Origin of the sequence: Aeromonas sp. 602658 (genome assembly GCF_049173005.1) — a bacterium.
GTDB classification, from domain to species: Bacteria; Pseudomonadota; Gammaproteobacteria; order Enterobacterales; family Aeromonadaceae; genus Aeromonas; species Aeromonas veronii_A.
Map to the genome: position 1 here is coordinate 22,682 of NZ_JAAKRF010000025.1, position 17,509 is coordinate 40,190.

At 56.2% G+C, this 17,509-nt stretch carries 19 protein-coding genes; 15 read left to right on the forward strand and 4 right to left on the reverse strand.

All coding sequences use genetic code 11. The annotated features are described in order from the left end of the window. Nucleotides 1-38: 38 nt before the first annotated feature. The 3 genes from G5253_RS15470 to G5253_RS15480 form a co-directional block, all read right to left on the reverse strand. Nucleotides 39-278 carry a FeoC-like transcriptional regulator gene (locus G5253_RS15470; protein ID WP_005350974.1) on the reverse strand — a complete coding sequence of 80 codons (240 nt, stop codon included), beginning with the start codon at nucleotides 276-278 and terminating at the stop codon, nucleotides 39-41. Beyond that, entirely contained in the window at nucleotides 275-2,548 is a 2,274-nt protein-coding gene (gene feoB / locus G5253_RS15475; RefSeq protein WP_266135580.1) for a Fe(2+) transporter permease subunit FeoB, read from the reverse strand. The genes G5253_RS15470 and feoB overlap by 4 nt, the downstream gene beginning before the upstream one ends. 128 nt (nucleotides 2,549-2,676) lie before the next feature. Continuing rightward, entirely contained in the window at nucleotides 2,677-2,904 is a 228-nt protein-coding gene (locus tag G5253_RS15480; RefSeq protein WP_005337384.1) for a FeoA family protein, read from the reverse strand. Nucleotides 2,905-3,022: 118 nt separating this feature from the next. Between G5253_RS15480 and G5253_RS15485 the strand changes: the two genes are divergently transcribed. The 12 genes from G5253_RS15485 (at nucleotide 3,023) to G5253_RS15540 (ending at nucleotide 13,669) form a co-directional block, all read left to right on the forward strand. Next, complete coding sequence (locus G5253_RS15485; RefSeq protein ID WP_139428489.1) at nucleotides 3,023-3,352, forward strand: translation initiation factor; 330 nt, start codon at nucleotides 3,023-3,025, stop codon at nucleotides 3,350-3,352. Between the two features lie 259 nt (nucleotides 3,353-3,611). After that, the gene (locus G5253_RS15490; protein WP_005346773.1) at nucleotides 3,612-4,169 is read left to right on the forward strand and encodes a TMEM165/GDT1 family protein; all 558 of its coding nucleotides are present in this window, start codon (nucleotides 3,612-3,614) and stop codon (nucleotides 4,167-4,169) included. Between the two features lie 161 nt (nucleotides 4,170-4,330). Further along, the gene (locus G5253_RS15495) at nucleotides 4,331-5,269 is read left to right on the forward strand and encodes a DUF2157 domain-containing protein (protein ID WP_266135579.1); all 939 of its coding nucleotides are present in this window, start codon (nucleotides 4,331-4,333) and stop codon (nucleotides 5,267-5,269) included. Beyond that, nucleotides 5,262-6,266, forward strand: a complete 1,005-nt coding sequence (locus tag G5253_RS15500) for a DUF4401 domain-containing protein (protein ID WP_266135578.1) — start codon at nucleotides 5,262-5,264, stop codon at nucleotides 6,264-6,266. Before G5253_RS15495 ends, G5253_RS15500 begins: the two co-directional genes overlap by 8 nt. Continuing rightward, nucleotides 6,263-6,781 carry a GDYXXLXY domain-containing protein gene (locus tag G5253_RS15505; protein ID WP_266135577.1) on the forward strand — a complete coding sequence of 173 codons (519 nt, stop codon included), beginning with the start codon at nucleotides 6,263-6,265 and terminating at the stop codon, nucleotides 6,779-6,781. The genes G5253_RS15500 and G5253_RS15505 overlap by 4 nt, the downstream gene beginning before the upstream one ends. A 71-nt stretch (nucleotides 6,782-6,852) precedes the next feature. Next, the gene (locus G5253_RS15510; RefSeq protein WP_042083708.1) at nucleotides 6,853-7,599 is read left to right on the forward strand and encodes a substrate-binding periplasmic protein; all 747 of its coding nucleotides are present in this window, start codon (nucleotides 6,853-6,855) and stop codon (nucleotides 7,597-7,599) included. Between the two features lie 130 nt (nucleotides 7,600-7,729). Next, the gene (locus tag G5253_RS15515) at nucleotides 7,730-8,476 is read left to right on the forward strand and encodes a substrate-binding periplasmic protein (RefSeq protein WP_266135576.1); all 747 of its coding nucleotides are present in this window, start codon (nucleotides 7,730-7,732) and stop codon (nucleotides 8,474-8,476) included. A gap of 139 nt (nucleotides 8,477-8,615) precedes the next feature. Then, nucleotides 8,616-9,371, forward strand: a complete 756-nt coding sequence (locus tag G5253_RS15520; protein WP_150389311.1) for a substrate-binding periplasmic protein — start codon at nucleotides 8,616-8,618, stop codon at nucleotides 9,369-9,371. 600 nt (nucleotides 9,372-9,971) lie between these two features. Further along, a complete protein-coding gene (locus tag G5253_RS15525) occupies nucleotides 9,972-10,505 on the forward strand; it encodes a hypothetical protein (protein WP_266135575.1) in 534 nt (177 codons plus the stop codon). Between the two features lie 550 nt (nucleotides 10,506-11,055). Then, nucleotides 11,056-11,706 (forward strand): hypothetical protein, encoded by a 651-nt coding sequence (locus G5253_RS15530; RefSeq protein WP_266135574.1) that lies wholly within the window; start codon nucleotides 11,056-11,058, stop codon nucleotides 11,704-11,706. 291 nt (nucleotides 11,707-11,997) lie between these two features. After that, nucleotides 11,998-12,966 carry an ATP-dependent nuclease gene (locus G5253_RS15535; protein WP_266135573.1) on the forward strand — a complete coding sequence of 323 codons (969 nt, stop codon included), beginning with the start codon at nucleotides 11,998-12,000 and terminating at the stop codon, nucleotides 12,964-12,966. Nucleotides 12,967-13,006: 40 nt separating this feature from the next. After that, nucleotides 13,007-13,669: a hypothetical protein gene (locus G5253_RS15540; protein WP_266135572.1), complete on the forward strand. Its 663-nt coding sequence runs from the start codon at nucleotides 13,007-13,009 to the stop codon at nucleotides 13,667-13,669. A 120-nt stretch (nucleotides 13,670-13,789) separates the two neighbouring features. Here G5253_RS15540 and cysS read toward each other — a convergent pair whose 3' ends face one another. After that, complete coding sequence (gene cysS, locus G5253_RS15545; RefSeq protein WP_266135571.1) at nucleotides 13,790-15,166, reverse strand: cysteine--tRNA ligase; 1,377 nt, start codon at nucleotides 15,164-15,166, stop codon at nucleotides 13,790-13,792. Between the two features lie 212 nt (nucleotides 15,167-15,378). On the opposite strand from cysS, the gene G5253_RS15550 reads away from it, so the two are divergent. The 3 genes from G5253_RS15550 to lpxH are packed head-to-tail and all read left to right on the forward strand — an operon-like array spanning nucleotide 15,379 to nucleotide 17,415. Continuing rightward, nucleotides 15,379-15,876 (forward strand): peptidylprolyl isomerase, encoded by a 498-nt coding sequence (locus G5253_RS15550; RefSeq protein ID WP_005337417.1) that lies wholly within the window; start codon nucleotides 15,379-15,381, stop codon nucleotides 15,874-15,876. Beyond that, nucleotides 15,866-16,663, forward strand: a complete 798-nt coding sequence (locus G5253_RS15555; RefSeq protein ID WP_266135570.1) for a DUF4269 domain-containing protein — start codon at nucleotides 15,866-15,868, stop codon at nucleotides 16,661-16,663. Before G5253_RS15550 ends, G5253_RS15555 begins: the two co-directional genes overlap by 11 nt. Beyond that, complete coding sequence (gene lpxH / locus G5253_RS15560) at nucleotides 16,660-17,415, forward strand: UDP-2,3-diacylglucosamine diphosphatase (RefSeq protein WP_266135569.1); 756 nt, start codon at nucleotides 16,660-16,662, stop codon at nucleotides 17,413-17,415. Before G5253_RS15555 ends, lpxH begins: the two co-directional genes overlap by 4 nt. The last annotated feature ends 94 nt before the right edge of the window (nucleotides 17,416-17,509 follow it).

A 17,509-nucleotide genomic window follows, 5' to 3' on the forward strand; every position in this document is an offset into this window, starting at 1 on the left:
TTATTGTTCGATGTTTGGTGATGAGGTCTGGTAGTCGTTTAGCGGATCTTGATGCCAATCTGGCCCGCGTCACACCACTCGAACATCACCTCCTCGCTCTTGCCGCAGCAACTGCCACCACAGACCCGACTCTCGCGCTTGATGACCCGCCCCTTGCGCATCCAGACGCCGAGCATGGCCTCCACCGCATCTTCCGAGGTGTGGAAGTGGCGAGCCAGATCACGCCGGCTCACCTTCTGCTGCGCGGCGAGGTAATCCCCCAGCTCGCGCAGGATCATAAGGTCACCACCTTGCGGGCGACGATGTCACCGTGACGGCGACCGGCCCACCAGAGCAGTACCAGAGAGAGGCCATAGCTGACGATCCAGAACAGGCTCTGCTCCGGATGAGCGGCGAAGGTGGCGACCTGATAGAAGAGGGTCGCGCACATAAAGGCCATATAGTTGCACCAGGCCGCGGTAAAGAGGGCCCACTGGCGACCGGTTTCCCGCACCAGGGCACCCATGGCGGCGGCGCAAGGCATGTAGAGCAGCACGAACAAGAGGTAGGCAAAGGCACCAGCCGCCCCATCGAAGTGGGTCTGCATGTTGCCGTAGGTGGAGACATCCACTTCCTGCGCCTCGGCGGCAGCTTTCTGGTCGTCGAGGTTGCCAACATCAAGCCCCATAGGGTCGCTCGGGTTGATCTCCGCCAGATTGGCTGCCACGGCATCGATCGCCTCATGGAAGCTGGCCACCAGCGAGAACTCGCTCGCCTCCTCTTCATCTGCGCCACCACCGGCGTAGAGGCTGTTGAGGGTACCGACCACCGCCTCTTTGGCGAAGATACCGGTGACGATACCGACCGTAGCCTGCCAGTTGTCATCGCGTACACCTATGGGGTGCAGCACCGGGGTCACCGCCTGGCTGATCTTGCTCAGGACCGAGCTCTCCTGCTCCTGATGGCCAAAGCTGCCATCGGTACCCAGGGAGTTAAGCACGCTCAGCACGGCAACCACCAGCACGATGGTTTTACCGGCGCCAAAGACGAAGGATTTGAGCTTCTGCCAGGTCTTGATGGCAACGTTGACAGGACGCGGCCACTCGTAATCCGGCATCTCCATCACCATGGAGTCGCTCTTGCCCGGCAGCAGGGTATTGCGCAGCAGCAGGCCAGTGAGCACCGCCACCAGAATACCGATGAGGTAGAGACCGAACACCAGGTTCTGGCCTGATTCAGGGAAGAAGGCCACCGCAAACAGGGCGTAAACCGGCAGACGGGCACCGCACGACATGAAGGGGGCCATGGCGGAGGTCATCAGCCGCTCCCGCTCGGAGTTGAGGGTACGGGTCGCCATCACCGAGGGGACGGTACAGCCAAAGCCCATCAGCATCGGCACGAACGCCTTGCCCGGCAGGCCGAGGCGGCGCATCAGGGCATCCACCACGAAGGCGGCGCGGGCCAGATAGCCGGAGCTCTCCAGTACCGCGAGGAACAGATAGAGGCAACCAATCACCGGAATAAAGGTGGCCACGGTCTGCAAACCAACCCCGAAGCCGTCAGCCAGAATGGCGCCCAACCATTCGGGGGCATTGATCAGCCCCAGCAGGTGGTGCACCCCATCGACAAACAGGGCGCCGCCCATGATGTCGAAGAAGTCGATAAAGGCACTGCCCACCTTGATGGCGAACATGAACATCAGGTACATGACAAACAGGAAGAAGGGGATGCCAATCCAGCGATTGAGCAGCACCCGATCCAGCCACTCACTCTGGGCCTCGGTGAGCTTGCCCTTCTGCTGGCGAGCCTGTTGTACCCACTGGTGGATATGGCCGTAGCGGATATCTGCCAGTTGCAGGTCGATATCCTGCCCTTGATGAGCGCGAGCTACCACATTGGCGGCGGCCGCCTGCTGACCGGGCAGCAGGGTCTCCTGCATCACCGCATCCTCTTCCAGCAGGCGCAGGGCGCGGCCACGGGTAGTGAGGTGATGCGGGGCGAGCAGGGTCTCCAGCTCCGCCAGATCGGTTTCAAGCTCTTGGCCGTAATCGAGTTGCAAGGCTGCTTGCGGCTGACCGATAAACTGCCGGATCTGCTGCTTGAAGGCGGCAACCTGCTTGCTGTTGTGGGCAGAGAGGGCCACTACAGGGCAACCGAGGGATTTGCCGAGCTTGCTATCGTCGATGACGATGCGGCGCTTTTGCAGGATATCCAGCTTGTTGAGCACCACCACCATGGGCAGGCCCAGTTCGCGCAGTTGCAGCGTGAGGTAGAGGGAGCGCTCCAGATTGGCGGCGTCGATGACGTTGAGCAGCAGGTCGGGTTGTTGGCCCTGGGCAAAGCGGCTGGCGATCTGCTCGTCCAGACTGCCATCCTGACCCGCCAGGCTATAGATGCCGGGCAGATCCATCAGCTTGAAGTGATGCTCACCCGCGCTGAACTCACCCATCTTCTTGTCTACGGTGACGCCACTCCAGTTGCCTACCTGCTGGCGGGCGCCGGTCAGGGCGTTGAACAGGGAGGTCTTACCGCTATTGGGGTTACCTACCGTTACCAGGGAATAATTCATACCAGCTCTACCTCTATTTTCTTCTGAACCCACCGCGTGCGAGTGGCAAGCTGCTTTGCAGGTTCGACTTCTTGTCTCTGAACCGCTCCCGGTGACTTTCTTGACCGAAGCGGTAGCCGAACAGGGGGTTATACCGGCTCGACTTCTATTTGCTGGGCCAGACTCTTTTGCATGGAGAGACAGATCCCCTGGCACTGGATCTGGAGCGGGTCCCCCAGGGGGGCGGAGCGCAGATAAATGACTTCAGTCTGGGGCAACAGGCCCATCACCATCAGTTTGCGGCGCAGCGGCCGGGCGAGCTGATTCATATTCTTGATGCGAGCACTCTGTCCCGGTGACAACTGCGTGAGTACCATGACTGACTCCTGAAGTTAAACAATAATAATTCTCTTTTACTTGGGCATTATAAGCTGTGTCTTCAACTTTTATTTGAGTAAAATCAAACTCCGCTTAGCTAACCCATAAAGTAATGCCATGAATCACGACAACAACAGCCGCCTCGTTTACAGCACAGATGGCGGCATGATCAAGGAGCAGAGCGCTCCCCAATCCGCCTCCCCCTTCCCCACTGACGGCACCGTGCGCATTCGCCGCGAGACCAAAGGGCGCAAGGGCGCCGGGGTGATCACCATTCATGGCGTACCCGCCGATCAGCAAAAATCCCTGGCCACCCTGCTCAAGAAAAAGTGCGGCACCGGAGGCGGTATCAAGGAGGGAGTGATCGAGATCCAGGGGGATAAACGGGACCTGATCAAAACCGAGCTGGAGAAAGCCGGTTTCAGCGTCAAGCTGGTGGGTGGCTGATCCCCTTGTCACTCATGCGGTTTTTCCCTAGAATGCCCGCTCCCATCGAGGGGGAGTAGTCTCGCACGCCGGTGCCATCCATTGCATGAATACCGGTTTGCGACCCTGATCAACATACTTGGTGCCAAATCACCATGGTCAGGGTGATCCATGCCAGCCATGGATTTGACAAGACCTTTGACGGGCCAGTGCCAATACCGGGGACGGATGGCGCAGGCTTGTCTTTGGTTTATAACAATTCCGTCCCCCGGTCATTTTTATGGAAGCCTTGTTAACCTCAACCCTCAGCGTCGCCATTGCCGAAATCGGCGATAAAACCCAGCTGTTGGCGTTGCTGCTCATCTGCCGTTTTCGCAAGCCCTGGCCCATCATCGCCGGCATGCTGGCGGCTACCCTGCTCAACCATGCGGGCGCCGCCTGGATTGGTGAGTTCATCAGCCGCTGGCTCGATCCCAAGATAATGACCTGGCTGGTCGCCATCGCCTTTATCGCCATGGCTATCTGGATTTTGGTGCCGGACAAGATGGATGACGAGGAGAGCCCGCTGGATAAATACGGCCCCTTTATGGCCACCTTCGTGCTCTTCTTTATTGCCGAGATCGGTGACAAGACCCAGATCGCCACCGTGCTGCTGGCCGCCAAGTATGACTCGCTGGTGCAGGTTATTACCGGAACCACCCTCGGCATGATGCTGGCCAACGTGCCTGTGGTGCTGATCGGCAAGCTGGGGGCGGACAAGTTGCCGCTCAAGGGGATCCGCATCGCCTGCGCCATCCTCTTCGTCGGCCTTGGGGTGAGCACACTGATCTTTGCCTGATCGCCTTTCCGCTGCTCAAGCCCTCCCCTGTGGAGGGCTTTTTGTTTACTGCTGTGTCTATTGCGTAACCCGCTGTCGCAACCACCATCCGCAGAGCCAAGGGACAGTGCACGGTTGCGGGTGCCTCATGCCATAATGGGGCAAACCTCGCGGAGTCCCCCATGCACAACGTATCAAGAGAGACGCTTCTCGAATGGGTCAAACAGGGACGGCTGGCGCCAGAGAAGCTGGTGGACGCCCTGACCCTCGCCGATCTTCCCCCCCATCCGGCGCGCTGGCAGTGGCTGTTTGACCGGCTGTTGCTCTGGCTCGGTGCCCTCTGCATCGGGGCTGGCCTTATTTTCTTCGTCGCCTTCAACTGGCAAGAGCTGGGCCGGGTCTCCCGCCTCGCCCTGCTGGAGGTGCCGCTGCTCGCCATGCTGCTTCTGCTGTGGCGCAAACCGCTGGGGGATCCCCCCCGTCAGGCGCTGCTGCTCGCCATCGCCCTCAATATCGGCGCCCTGCTGGCGCTGGTGGGTCAGACCTACCAGACCGGTGCCGATCCCTGGCAGCTGTTCGCCACCTGGGCGCTGATGCTGGTGCCACTGGCGGCATTTGGCCAAAGCCCGCTGCTCTGGACCTTGAGCTGGCTGCTCGGCCAGCTGGCGCTGGTGCTCTACTGGCGGCTCGGCCTGTTCACGTTCTTCTTTACCTTCGATGAAGAGGGATTGGGCTGGTGCCTGACCCTGCTCAACGCCGCCCTCTGGGGTCTGCTTCTGCTGGCACCTGCCAGCTGGCGCCTGATGCCAAGCTGGCTGGCGGGTCTGGCCGCAGGTCTGGGGGCTACCCTGCTCACCCTGCTGGCGCTGTTTGATGCCGCCTCCCCGCTGGTGTGGCCGCTCTGGCTTGGCTGGCTCGCTGCGGCCTATGCTCTCTGGCATCACAGATTTATCGCCGGACTCGCCATGGGGTGCCTCAGCCTGATTGCCGTCATCCTCGCGGCGCTGGGCAAGTGGATGGAGCCCGACATCAACGGCTTCTTGCTGCTGAGCCTGATTGCCATCGGCCTTTCGGTCACAGCCGCCCGCTGGCTGCAACAACAACGGAGGTCTTATGAGTGATCTGACCCTTTGGCAAGCACTGCAACAGGCCAATCTGGTGGAAGGGGATCAGCCCCGTGATACCCAACCCCACTGGTCGAGCCGCTTTCTGCTCGGGCTGGTGGGCTGGATTGCCGCCCTGTTCCTGCTCTTTTTCCTGTTTCTCACCTTCGAGCAACTGACCCGCGAGGCCAACAGCGCCCTGCTGCTGGGGGCCGTGCTGCTGGCGGGGGCCTACGCCCTCAATCGCAGCCAAAGCGGCGATCTCTGGGATCAGTTCGTGCTGGCCCTCACCCTGGCGGCCGATGCCTGGCTGCTCTATGGCCTGCTCGATCAGCTGGATCTCCATCACGCCCTGCTCTGGTTCGGTCTGTGCCTGCTCTCCCTTGCCATCGCCGTGCTGTTCGATCACTGGCTGGTGCGGCTGTTTCACAGCGTGGCGGCGGCCCTGCTGCTCACCCTTGGCCTCGCTTGCCTCGGGCTGCAACTGCTGGCGCTGCCGCTGGTGATGGCGGCCATCACCTTCTGCTGGCTGCGGGCAGATAGGGATCCCGCCCGTCACCAACTCTACCACTCCATCACGCTGGGGCTGGCCCTCTCCCTGCTGGTGCTGGGCCGCCTGCACCATCCGCTCTGGGATGGCGGCAGCAGCGTGCTGGACGAGCTGGGGCTGTCCCGCCTGCCGCTCTGGCTCAATCCGCTGATCTGCGCCGCCCTGCTGCTGGCGGTGATGGTGAAACTCAAGCTCCCCCTGCTGTTTGGCCTGCCGCTGGTGCTGATCAGCGCCATCATCCCCGGCATGGGGGCAGGCGCACTGGTGCTGCTCCTCGGCTTCTATGCCGGCAGTCTGGGGCTGATGACCCTCTCGGCCCTGCTGCTGCTCGGTTATGGCTCGCTCTATTACTACGATCTGGGGCTCACCCTGATGACCAAATCCTGGCTGCTGCTGGGCTCCGGCATCCTGCTGCTGGGGGCCCGCCAGCTGCTCACCACCTTCGCGGCAAGGAGCGACTCATGAAACCTGTCACCCGACAACTCGCCCTGTTGCTGAGCGGCCTCGCCATCCTGGCGGGCATCAATGCCACCGTCTGGCGCTATGAGCACGCCATGAGCAGCGGCGAAGTGGTGCTGCTGCGGCTCGCTCCGGTCGATCCCCGTTCCCTGATGCAGGGGGATTACATGCGGCTCAACTATGAAATTACCCGCGAGCTGACCAGCCGCGACACCCGTGCTAATCAAGACAAGGGCAGCGATACCCTGGTGATCCGCCTCGATGCCCATCAGGTGGCCAGTCTGGTGGCCGATGGCAAACCGGATCGGCTCGCCAGCGATGAGCGGCTATTGCAGGTGCACCAGAACGAGCGGCAGTGGCAGATCGGCCCCGATGCCTACTTCTTTGAAGAGGGCACGGGGGAGCAGTACGAAACGGCCCGCTACGGCGAGTTCCGGTTGCAAGCCGATGGCAAGACCCTGCTGGTGGGACTGCGGGACGAGGCCTACCAACCCATAGGGCAGATCCGCGCCCGCTGGTAACGGCAGTGAGTGGCTATTTACTCTGTTCATGGTCACACTCAAGGGAAGGTTGATCGCTAAGGATGTTCCCAATGAGGATATGGCTGATCTGTCATCTGTTGCTGCTCTGCTGGGCCTCGACGGCCCGGGCTGATCTGGGCAAGCTCGAGTACCTCACCGAAGAGTACCCCCCCTACAACTACAGCGATCCGCAAGGCCAGCCCACCGGCCTTGCGGTCGATCTGTTGCAGATGATCTGGCAACACAGCGGCGTGACACCCCAGCCGGTGCGCATCCTGCCCTGGGCGCGAGGTTATTACTTGCTAACCCAGAAGCCCAACGTGGTGCTCTTCTCTACCGCCCGCACCCAGGCGCGGGAGGATCTCTTCAAGTGGGTCTGCCCCATCGGCTACTCGGAGTACATACTGCTGGGCCGCAAAGCGCAGAACATCACCCTGACCGCCTTCGAACAGATGAGCCAGTACAAGATCAGCGCGGTGCGCTCGGATGCCGCCGAACAGCTGCTGCTCAACAACGGCATGGATGACAACAACATCATCCCCGCCAATCGCCTGTCGCAGGGGTTGAAGATGTTGCTCTCCGGCCGCGCAGACCTGCTCGCCACCAGCAAGCTGGCGGGATATGACGCCATCCGCGAACTGAAGCTGAGCAGCGACGACTTCAATGTGGCCATGGTGCTGAGCGCCGAGCAACTCTGCTACGCATTCAGCCGTCAGGTGCCCGACAGCGAGATCACCCTCTTTCAGCAGGGCCTGACCCGCGCCCTCGCCTCGGAGGAGTTTCGCAAATTGCAGGCCAAATACCTGCCGGTACGCTGAGCACTCACTCACCCGCTGGGCAGCAGTTCGCTGCCCATTTTATTGATGAAAGATGCAATAGAGGTGGCTAGCTATTCCCGCCGCAAGCAGTCAAACTGGGCTACATAGTTGATTGTGAAGGATCTTTCCCGTGCGGACATGGCACCTACCTCATCTGCTACTGCTCTTGTGGGCCACCTTCGCGCAGGCCGATCCGGGCAAGCTCGAGTATCTGAGCGAAATCTCTCCCCCGTTTAATTTCAGCGACCAGCAAGGGATGCCAACCGGATTGTCGGTAGAGCTGATGCAGCTTATCTGGAAAGCGCGCGGCGTGTCGCCCCAGCCAATCCGCATTCTGCCCTGGGCCCGAGGCTACAACCTGCTGCAACAAAAACCCAATGTGGTGCTGTTTGCAACCGCCCGTACCCCGCAGCGGGAAGCGCTCTTCAAGTGGGCCTGCCCCATCGATCACTCGGAGTTTGTGCTGCTGGGGCGCAAGGCGGACAACATTACCCTAGGCTCGGAGGCCGAGATCAGCCGCTACAAGGTCGGCGTGGTGCGCTCCACCGTCTCCAAACAGCTGCTGCTCGAACGCGGTATCAATGAACGCCAGCTGATGCTGGCCAACCGCCTCACCCAAGCGGCCAAAATGCTCACTTCAGGTCGCGCCGATCTCTTTGCGACCAACAAGCTGGCGGGCTATCAAACCCTGCAGCAGCTTGGCTTCAAGCCGGATGACTTTCATGTCGCCTTCGTGCTGGATGCCAGACCGCTCTGCTATGCCTTCAGCCGTCAGGTGCCCGACAGCGAGGTCGCCCTCTTTCAGCAGGCGCTGACCCAGGTCGTCGCTTCGGCGGATTTCTCGGCCCTGCAAGCCAAGTACCTGCCGCTGCGCTAACGCCCTGATCGCCGCCGACATAGGGCGCGGGATGGCGGCCGCCCCTCGCGCTTTTTTGCCAAACATGCTCCGTCGCCTTGGCGAAATCGGCCAGCTTGGTCACACTTGAGCAGATATTCCCTTGATCAGGATGGCAAAAATGAAACCATGGATTGGATTGGCCGGGGCGCTGCTGGCCACCCTCGCACAGGCGAGTCCTGAGCTCGGCAAACTGCACTACATCACCGAAGAGTACAAACCCTACAACTACGCCGATGCCAGCGGTGCCCCCACCGGCCTCGCAGTCGAGCTGCTGCAACTGGTGTGGAAAAAGACCAATACCCCGGCGCAGCCCATCACCATCATGCCGTGGGCGCGCGGTTACTACCTGCTGACCCAAAAACCCAATGCGGTGCTCTTCTCCACCGCCCGCACCCAGGCGCGGGATCCCCTGTTCAAGTGGGCCTGCCCCATCGGATATGCCGAGATCGTGCTGGTGGGGCTGGCCGATCGCAATATCACCATCACCAAGCTCGACGATGCCAAGGCATTCAATATCGGGGCGGTGCGAGCCGATGTGGGGGAGCAACTGCTGCTCAACAACGGCTTTGACGAAACCAAACTGATGGCCGCCAACCGGCTGGCACAGGCGCTCAAGATGCTCACCTCCGGCCGGGTCGATCTGGTCTCCACCAACAAGACCACCATGGAGCAGCTGATCGTCGAACAAAAACTCGATCCCGCCCGCTTCAAGGAGCAGTGGGTGCTGAGCTCGGAGCAGTTCTGCTTCGCCTTCAGCCATCCGGTGAGCGACGAGCTGGTCAAGGAGTTCCAGACCGGCTTGACCCAGGTGCTGGCGAGCAGCGAATACCCGCTGCTGCACAGCAAATACTTCCCTACCCCCGCCACCAAATAGCGGCGTCGAGCGCCAACAACAAGGGGCCCACCGCGGGCCCCTTCGCTTTTTACCGTTTTCGCTCTCCTTCTTTACCGTTTGCGCTTCACTCTTTTTTTACCGTTTGCACTCCTCTCGCGGCGTCACCCCACAGCCCTGCCACTGCCAAGCCCCGACAATCATCAACTAATCACTAATTAATAAAAGTTTGTGCCAGCGCAAAAAATCACTCTTTTCTGATAGTTAGCTCATCAAAACCATAGATAAGACCACTCTGGCTCCGTAATATGGCGACGGGCGTCTGTTGACCCCTTTTCCGAGATCAATGGTCAACGGCGCAATCTGGTAGCGACAGTCAGGGGCGGTAGCCACTTTAGCGTAGGGTCGATTAGCGAAGCGTAATCGTCCGCGGTAACCGTCCCCTCTCCCCTTGCGGGAGAGGGCTAGGGTGAGGGGTCGGTAACGTCATTGCTTGACGAAATATCGCCGTCTAATTGGCATGGCTTCGTCATGCAGAAGGAGAAGGTTATGCCCTAGCCGGGAGGACTTATGAAAGATAAAAATGTAGAGTGCATTTAAAGCTATTACTCTCATATTTTTAATACTATGGTTTATAACAACATGCAAATATCAAACTTAATAACAAAAATTGAAAACAATGTCTTCTCTGAGAAAGAACTAATTAATTTATTCAACAACGCAATATCAAATAACAAGATAAGTGAAGAGGATAAAGCACTTCTTATTTTCTCTATAGAGAAAAATACTCGCCTTCGATTTCCAAAGTCAGCAAAAAGAATTTTCGGTGCCAAGGAATCTTTTGCAGAAAGTAAACTCGACAAACTATACCAAGATTTATGCAAAGAATTCAATCTAAGTAATAATCAGCTTAAGAATGGCGTAAAAACTGGTGGGTTAATGATATCAGGTGAATTTTATATCGATGTTTACATGTCATATAAAAACATCGAAAATCATGGTGTAGCCATAACCCTTACACAACCAGACATAGAATCCGAATTAACTGTCACAGTAAAACGATACAAAACTTACGGTAGTGACTCCGGCACTATTAATATGCATGAGAGCAACATGGATGATTTTGATAATTCCGCACAAGTATATAAAGCATACATTCAGGAATTAATTCAATAGTTTAATAAAGGTGCATAAAACAGTCCGCCATCTCGGTAACCGTCCCCTCTCCCCTTGTGGGAGAGGGTTAGGGTGAGGGGGTAGGTAACGTCTCTGCCCTGCAACAAGGTATTTGGCATGGCTTCGCCATGCAGAACGCGAGGACTCCGTCCTCGATGGGATTTCGCCGCCGCTACGCGGCTTGGCGAGTGACTTTTCTTTGCGTGGCCAAAGAAAAGTCACCAAAAGAAAGGCCACCCCCACTTGTTCGCCCTCCTGCATCGGGTTCCCTCAGTTCAGGCAAAAGGTCTGGCGGAACGACGCAGACGGTACATCCCTGTACCGCCTGCGTCTGCGCCGTCGTCCATGACGGCGCTCCTGACCTTGTGCCCTCACCTCGGCGAACAACAGGGGGCAACACCCGACCCGTAGCCCCGAGGAAAATATCAGACACAGGATTCATGCCAATCTGAGATAGAAGTGTAATTCACTTCGTTCATTACACCCTACGATATACACCGATTTCCATTGCATTATTTCCTATCAGACAAGATACATTTTCGAGATTGATATGAGCAACAGCCTAATTGATAATTTGAAATCCTTTAACCGAAAAGAGCGGTTTTACCTAATTGGTCAAATGCTGGGAAACCCAGAATTTCGCATGGATGACAAACAGCTTGATGAAATATCAAAGCTAATAGAAGTCAAAATTCCCAGAGAATACTTTGCGGCCATGGATTATCACCTTGACTGGATCTATGCCAGCTTGTTTCTCACCCAAGATCATGGTGAAAAAATATTTCCACGAAACTTCATCGATAATAATAAAAAGGTTGATTTGCAAATATCAGGCACTCAAGAGGATGTAGACTTTCTCCTTGCCTTCATTGATCCCGAAAATAAAACCCATATAGTGATGATTGAAGCTAAAGGCGATAGCTACTTTAGCAATGGTCAGCTAGATAGTAAAAACAAACGATTTAAGGCTATTTTTGGTAACGAAAACACATGGCCAAATGTAAGGCCTCACTTCATAATTTGCAGTCCTAAAAAGCCACAAAAGATAAACATAGAAGAACCAGCCTATTTTATGTTTAAAAACTTTACATTACCTTGGCTTGAGCTCGATATGGGCAATGGAAAAAACAAAGTTACTCGATGTGATAAAGAAGGTGAACCATATAACAATGGTGAGTATTGGACAGTTGAAAATCGCTGATGGTGTTTCGCTGCCACGTGTTCGCCCTCCTGCGTCAAGTTCCCTCGACTCACCCGTTTGTCCGACGGCACGAGGACAGCTAACGCCCCCGTTCTTTCAGTAAGTCGTCTTATAATGCATGCTCAATAGTGAGCTATCAAACTGTGATAACACCTTAACCCCCCGAACGTCAGATTACGCTTCGCTAATCTAACCTACGGCCCAAAGCTTCCTCTTGGAATAAAAGGAAGCTGAAATTTTCTTGGCTCTACGTCACCCAATCCACTAAAAATAAAAACAGAGAAGAAATTAATGAAATTACTTGATGTGCGCATATCTAACTATCGAAGCATAAAGGATGAGCAACATATTATTTTTGACACATCCACCACTTTAATTGGACCAAATAATTCAGGAAAAACAAATACATTACGTGCAATTGCACTTTTATTTAGCGGATACGATAACAAATTTTCATATGACAGGGAAAGAGACCTTCCGGTAGATCGACCAACAAAGCAGACATCTGTTATTGGAACTTTCGAGATCCAACCAGAGGAAATCTGGTTTTGGGAGAAATTTGATCGCTTACATGAACTGCATGGAACACAGCGAGATGGCAATATAGTAACACTTTACTTGTATTTCACAGCAACGAACACTCCAGTCTATAGCTTCTTTGCTAATATAAAAAGACCAAATGATCGAAAGAATGACTATTCTAGAGTTCTAAGATCTCTAGTCACAGAGTTAGTCGATAAGCATAATGTGATATATATACCAAGTGAAAAGAGCATCGTTGACTTGTACAGTCAACTGCTAGCTCCAAGAGTTAGTGAAAAAGCATCAAGCATACTATCTTTAGCAATAGAAAACCTAAAAGATGAACTAAGGAATATTGGAAGCTCGATAAGTCAAACATTGAAAAAATCAGGCATATCTGAATCAACTGTGCAGCTTGAAGTTCCTGGCGACGATCTAAGAAATATCGTAGGTGAATTCAGCATTTCTGTTACAGATACAGTTAAGACAAATTATACACAGAAAGGGAGAGGTCTTCAGGCAGCAATATTTTACGCTAGTCTCAACTGGGTGGATGAGAGAATAAGAGATGAAGGTAAAATACCATTCTGGCTAATAGAAGAACCTGAGAGTTATATGCATCCAGAATTAGCAAAAAAATTGCAAATACATGCTTGCAATGCTCGCAAATCACAGCATGGCTGTAATAAGTACGCACTCAATGCAATTTTTACCACGCGAGCCAGCAGGCATACATAGCTTCATATTAAAAGATTCAGCAACAAGCATAAAACGGCATGTGAAGTACGACGAGGCTTGCAATGCACTCAAAAAATCTCTTGGCCTTAGATTCAGTGATTACTATAGCTTAGGTGATAACAATGTATTGCTAGAGGGTAAATGGGATGCATATGTAATACGTGAAACCTTAAACCACATTATCTCATTATCAGGTATAAACTTACCCTATCTTTCTAACGCCGTTCTTATTGAAAAAGATGGGGTAAGTGGTTTGGTTGGCTTCTTACGCGCCGTTTATGATCATGTTAGAAAAGAAGTTGCTGCGGTAACAGTATTTGATGGAGATGATGCTGGGGTTCGTGCACGCAAGGAATTACAAAGATTTTTCAGTGGGCGTGGAGAGTTTCAACCGAACATAGACTTCGTGTCAGTTAGGATGGGTTACCCCATGGAGGGAATATTTCCAGATGAATGGATTAAAGAGTGCAACCAAGAGAATCCTAACTGGTTTAAATCTTGGAGCGTAGATGCAGCAGGTATAGTCGAACCGTTCGAAGTTGATGATAATAAGAAAGAAAATTATGCAAAATTCATGTGTTCCAAGGTTCTCGCAGAGAGTGACTTATCCTCGCTGGCAATGATGGTTAATTTATACTCTGTTGTGGACAAAGCCCTTGAGGCACAACATAAAAAACTTTCTCAAATAGAGAATCAACAATAATAAATTTATACTGAACTGGTGTCATTACTTCACGCCCACAAAAAAACCGCAGCCCAAGGGCTGCGGTTTTTTTTATTGGCTCAACCTGTTGGCACCAGACGCCAACAAGGCCAACCGGCCTTAGGCCCGGCGCCAGCTGGTCTTGCCAGCGCTATCTTCCAGCACTATGCCCATCTCGGTGAGACGGTTGCGGGCGGCATCGGCAGCAGCCCAGTTCTTGTCGGCGCGGGCCTGATTGCGCTCGGCGATCAGGCGCTCGATCTCGGCAACTTCTTCGTCCGCTTCATCACCCTTCAAGAAAGCCTCGGGGTCTTGCTGCAGGATGCCGAGCACGGCGCCCAGCTCGCGCAGACGGGCGCCCAGCGCGGCGGCAACGGCCATGTCTTCACCCTTCTGGCGGTTGATCTCGCGCACCAGATCGAACAGGGCGGAGTAGGCTTCCGGGGTGTTGAAGTCATCGTCCATGGCCTCCTTGAAGCGAGCCACCTGCTCGTCGCCACCGGCAGCCGCGGCTACCGGCAGATCGCGCAGGGCGGTGTACATCCGCTCCAGCGCGGCGCGGGCTTGCTTGAGGTTATCTTCCGAGTAGTTGAGCTGGCTGCGGTAGTGGCCAGACATCAGGAAGTAACGGACGGTTTCGGCGTCGTAGTGGGCCAGCACGTCGCGGATGGTGAAGAAGTTGCCAAGGGATTTGGACATCTTCTCTTTATCCACCATCACCATGCCGCTGTGCATCCAGGTGTTGACGTAGTCGCCACCGTGGGCGCAGCAGGACTGGGCGATCTCGTTCTCGTGGTGCGGGAACTGCAGATCGGAGCCGCCGCCGTGGATGTCGAAGTGGTTGCCAAGGTGCTTGGAGTTCATGGCGGAGCACTCGATGTGCCAGCCAGGACGGCCCGGGCCCCAGGGGCTTTCCCAGGTCGGTTCGCCCGGTTTGGACATCTTCCACAGCACGAAGTCGAGCGGGTTGCGCTTGGCATCGACCACGTCAACGCGGGCACCGGCTTGCAGCTGCTCCAGATCCTGCCCGGAGAGCTTGCCGTAGTCGGCGTAGGATTCGACGATAAACATCACATCGCCGTTGCCCGCCACATAGGCGTGCTCTTTTTCCAGCAGGGATTGCACCAGCTCGATGATCTCTTCGATGTGCTGGGTGGCGCGCGGCTCGATATCCGGGCGCACCATGCCGAGGGCGTCGAAGTCGGCGTGCATGTCGCCAATCAGACGCTCGGTCAGCTCGTCGCAGGTGACGCGGGTTTCAGCGGCGCGCTTGATGATCTTGTCATCCACGTCGGTGATGTTGCGCACGTAGGTGAGGTCATAACCGGCGTAACGCAGGTAGCGAGCGACCACATCAAAGGCGACGAAGGTGCGGCCGTGGCCGATATGACAGTGATCGTAGATGGTGACACCACACACATACATGCCCACCTTGCCCGGGTGGATAGGTTTGAATTCTTCTTTTTGACGAGTGAGTGTGTTGTATATCTTCAGCATCTTCTAACCACTGCCTGTGAGTAAAATGGTTGGTCATAATACCCCGTTCAGGGGCAGAAAACGAGGCAGAAAACGTGGCCAATCCCGCCTGCCAGCACGGTTACGGCGCCTGAGAGACTATGCCGCCAGCCCCTGATGGGCTAGAATTGCCACCACTTTATGCCATACACCTGCGGGCACTTCGTCGTCCGCATCAAATGAAAGGACATATCATGGTCACTCTGCACACCAATCACGGCGACATTACCCTCACCCTGAACGCTGAAAAAGCCCCGGAAACCGTGGCCAACTTCCTGCAATACTGCCGTGACGGTCACTACGACAACACCATTTTCCACCGCGTCATCGACGGCTTCATGATCCAGGGCGGCGGCTATGCCCCGGGCTTTGAAGAGAAAGACACCCGCGCTCCCATCAAGAACGAAGCGGCCAATGGTCTCTCCAACAAGATCGGCACCATCGCCATGGCCCGCACCATGGAGCCGCACTCTGCCAGCGCCCAGTTCTTCATCAACGTGAACAACAACGACTTCCTCGACTTCAAATCCGCCACCACCCAGGGCTTCGGCTACTGCGTATTCGGTGAAGTGACTGCCGGTATGGACGTGGTCAACAAGATCAAGGGCGTCAAGACCGGTAACTACGGCCGCATCCACCAGGACGTGCCGGTAGAAGACGTAGTGATCACCAAGGTGACCCTTGCTGACTGATCTCTGCCGACTCGGCACTGACAAAACTGCGGCCCCGGCCGCAGTTTTTCCATCTGCCTCCCCCACTGCCAGCCCAAACTGGCGCCGCCTCGACTATCTGGCCCACGGCAACGAACGCCAGCGCTCGGCCCATGCCCTGCTCACCGCCGGTTTGTGGGATGAGCTGGCTGCGCAGTGCGCCGATCTGGCGCTGGTGAGCACGCTGGCCATCGGGCTGGATCGGCCCGGCAGTGATCTCGATATTCTCTGCCAGCATCCTGATCCGGCGGCGTTTGCCGCAACGCTCGAAGCTCAAGGCTGGCAGGCGAGCCCCAAGGGCGACAATGTCTGGCTGCTGGAGCGCACCTTTTCCTGCCTCGACCAGCACAGTACCGATAGTGGTTGCGATAACTGCATCGCCAGCTGGCCGCTGGAGCTGTATGTCACCGCCGCCCCCATCGAGACGCAGAATGGCTGGCGCCACCTCACCCTGATGGCGGCTTTGCTACAACGCTTTGGCGATGCTTTTTACCGCGAAGTGCTGCGTCTGCGCCTTGAAGAGGGACTAAAAGGGGAAGCGGCCATGTGCCGGTTGCTGGGGTTGGCGGGCGATCCTTATGAAGCGCTGCTGACGCTGGAGGGATGCAATCTGGCCGAGCTGTCATGGCAGCCGCCATCCCGTGACGATATCCATACCTCAACTGGCGAGATGGCGCCCGCAGCGCACTATTCGTCCCCAGTTGTTTCTACTATCTCTGCCACCCCCGTTTGCCCTGTTTCGACCGAGAGCCCGACCCCCACATCATGAGCACCCTTTTTATCAGTGACATTCACCTCTCTGCCCAGCGGCCCGATATGACCGCGGCACTGGTGCGCTTTCTCGAGCACGACGCCCCCGGCGCCGATGCCCTCTATGTGCTGGGGGATCTCTTCGAATTCTGGATTGGCGACGATGACCCCAATCCGCTTCATCAACAGATGGCCGACGCCTTCTTGGCCCTGAGCCAGCAGAACGTGCCCATCTACTTTATCCACGGCAACCGTGACTTTCTGCTGGGGCAACAGTTTGCCAAGCGCGCAGGGATGACTCTGCTGGGTGACCCTTGCGTTATCGACCTCTATGGGGAGCGGGTGGTGCTAAGCCACGGCGATCTGCTCTGCACCCTGGATGAGGGGTATCAGAAGTTTCGCCGCATCACCCAGCTCAAGTGGCTGCGCTGGCTCTTTTTACGGCTGCCGCTCGCCCGCCGTCAGGCCATCGCCTGCAAGATGCGTGGCCAAAGCCAGATGGAAAATGCCCACAAGAGCCAGATCATCATGGATGTGACGCCCGCAGCGGTGGACGACACCCTGCGCGCCCACGACTGCCGGATGATGATCCACGGCCACACCCACAGACCCGCCATCCACGACTTCATCCTCGATGGCCAGCCCGCGCGGCGCATCGTGCTGGGGGACTGGTTCGAGCAAGGCTCGGTGCTGGTCTGTCGCCCCGGCGAGCAGCGGCTGGAGATGCGGGCGCTGGCAACGATCGACCCCGCCGCTCAGCCATCCGTCTGACATCCCCCCTGCGCGGGTTGCAGGTAAAACCTGCGGCCCGGCGCCCCCCCTGTAAACCCGGTGAACCGACGTAGAACGGCGAGTTCGGGTATGC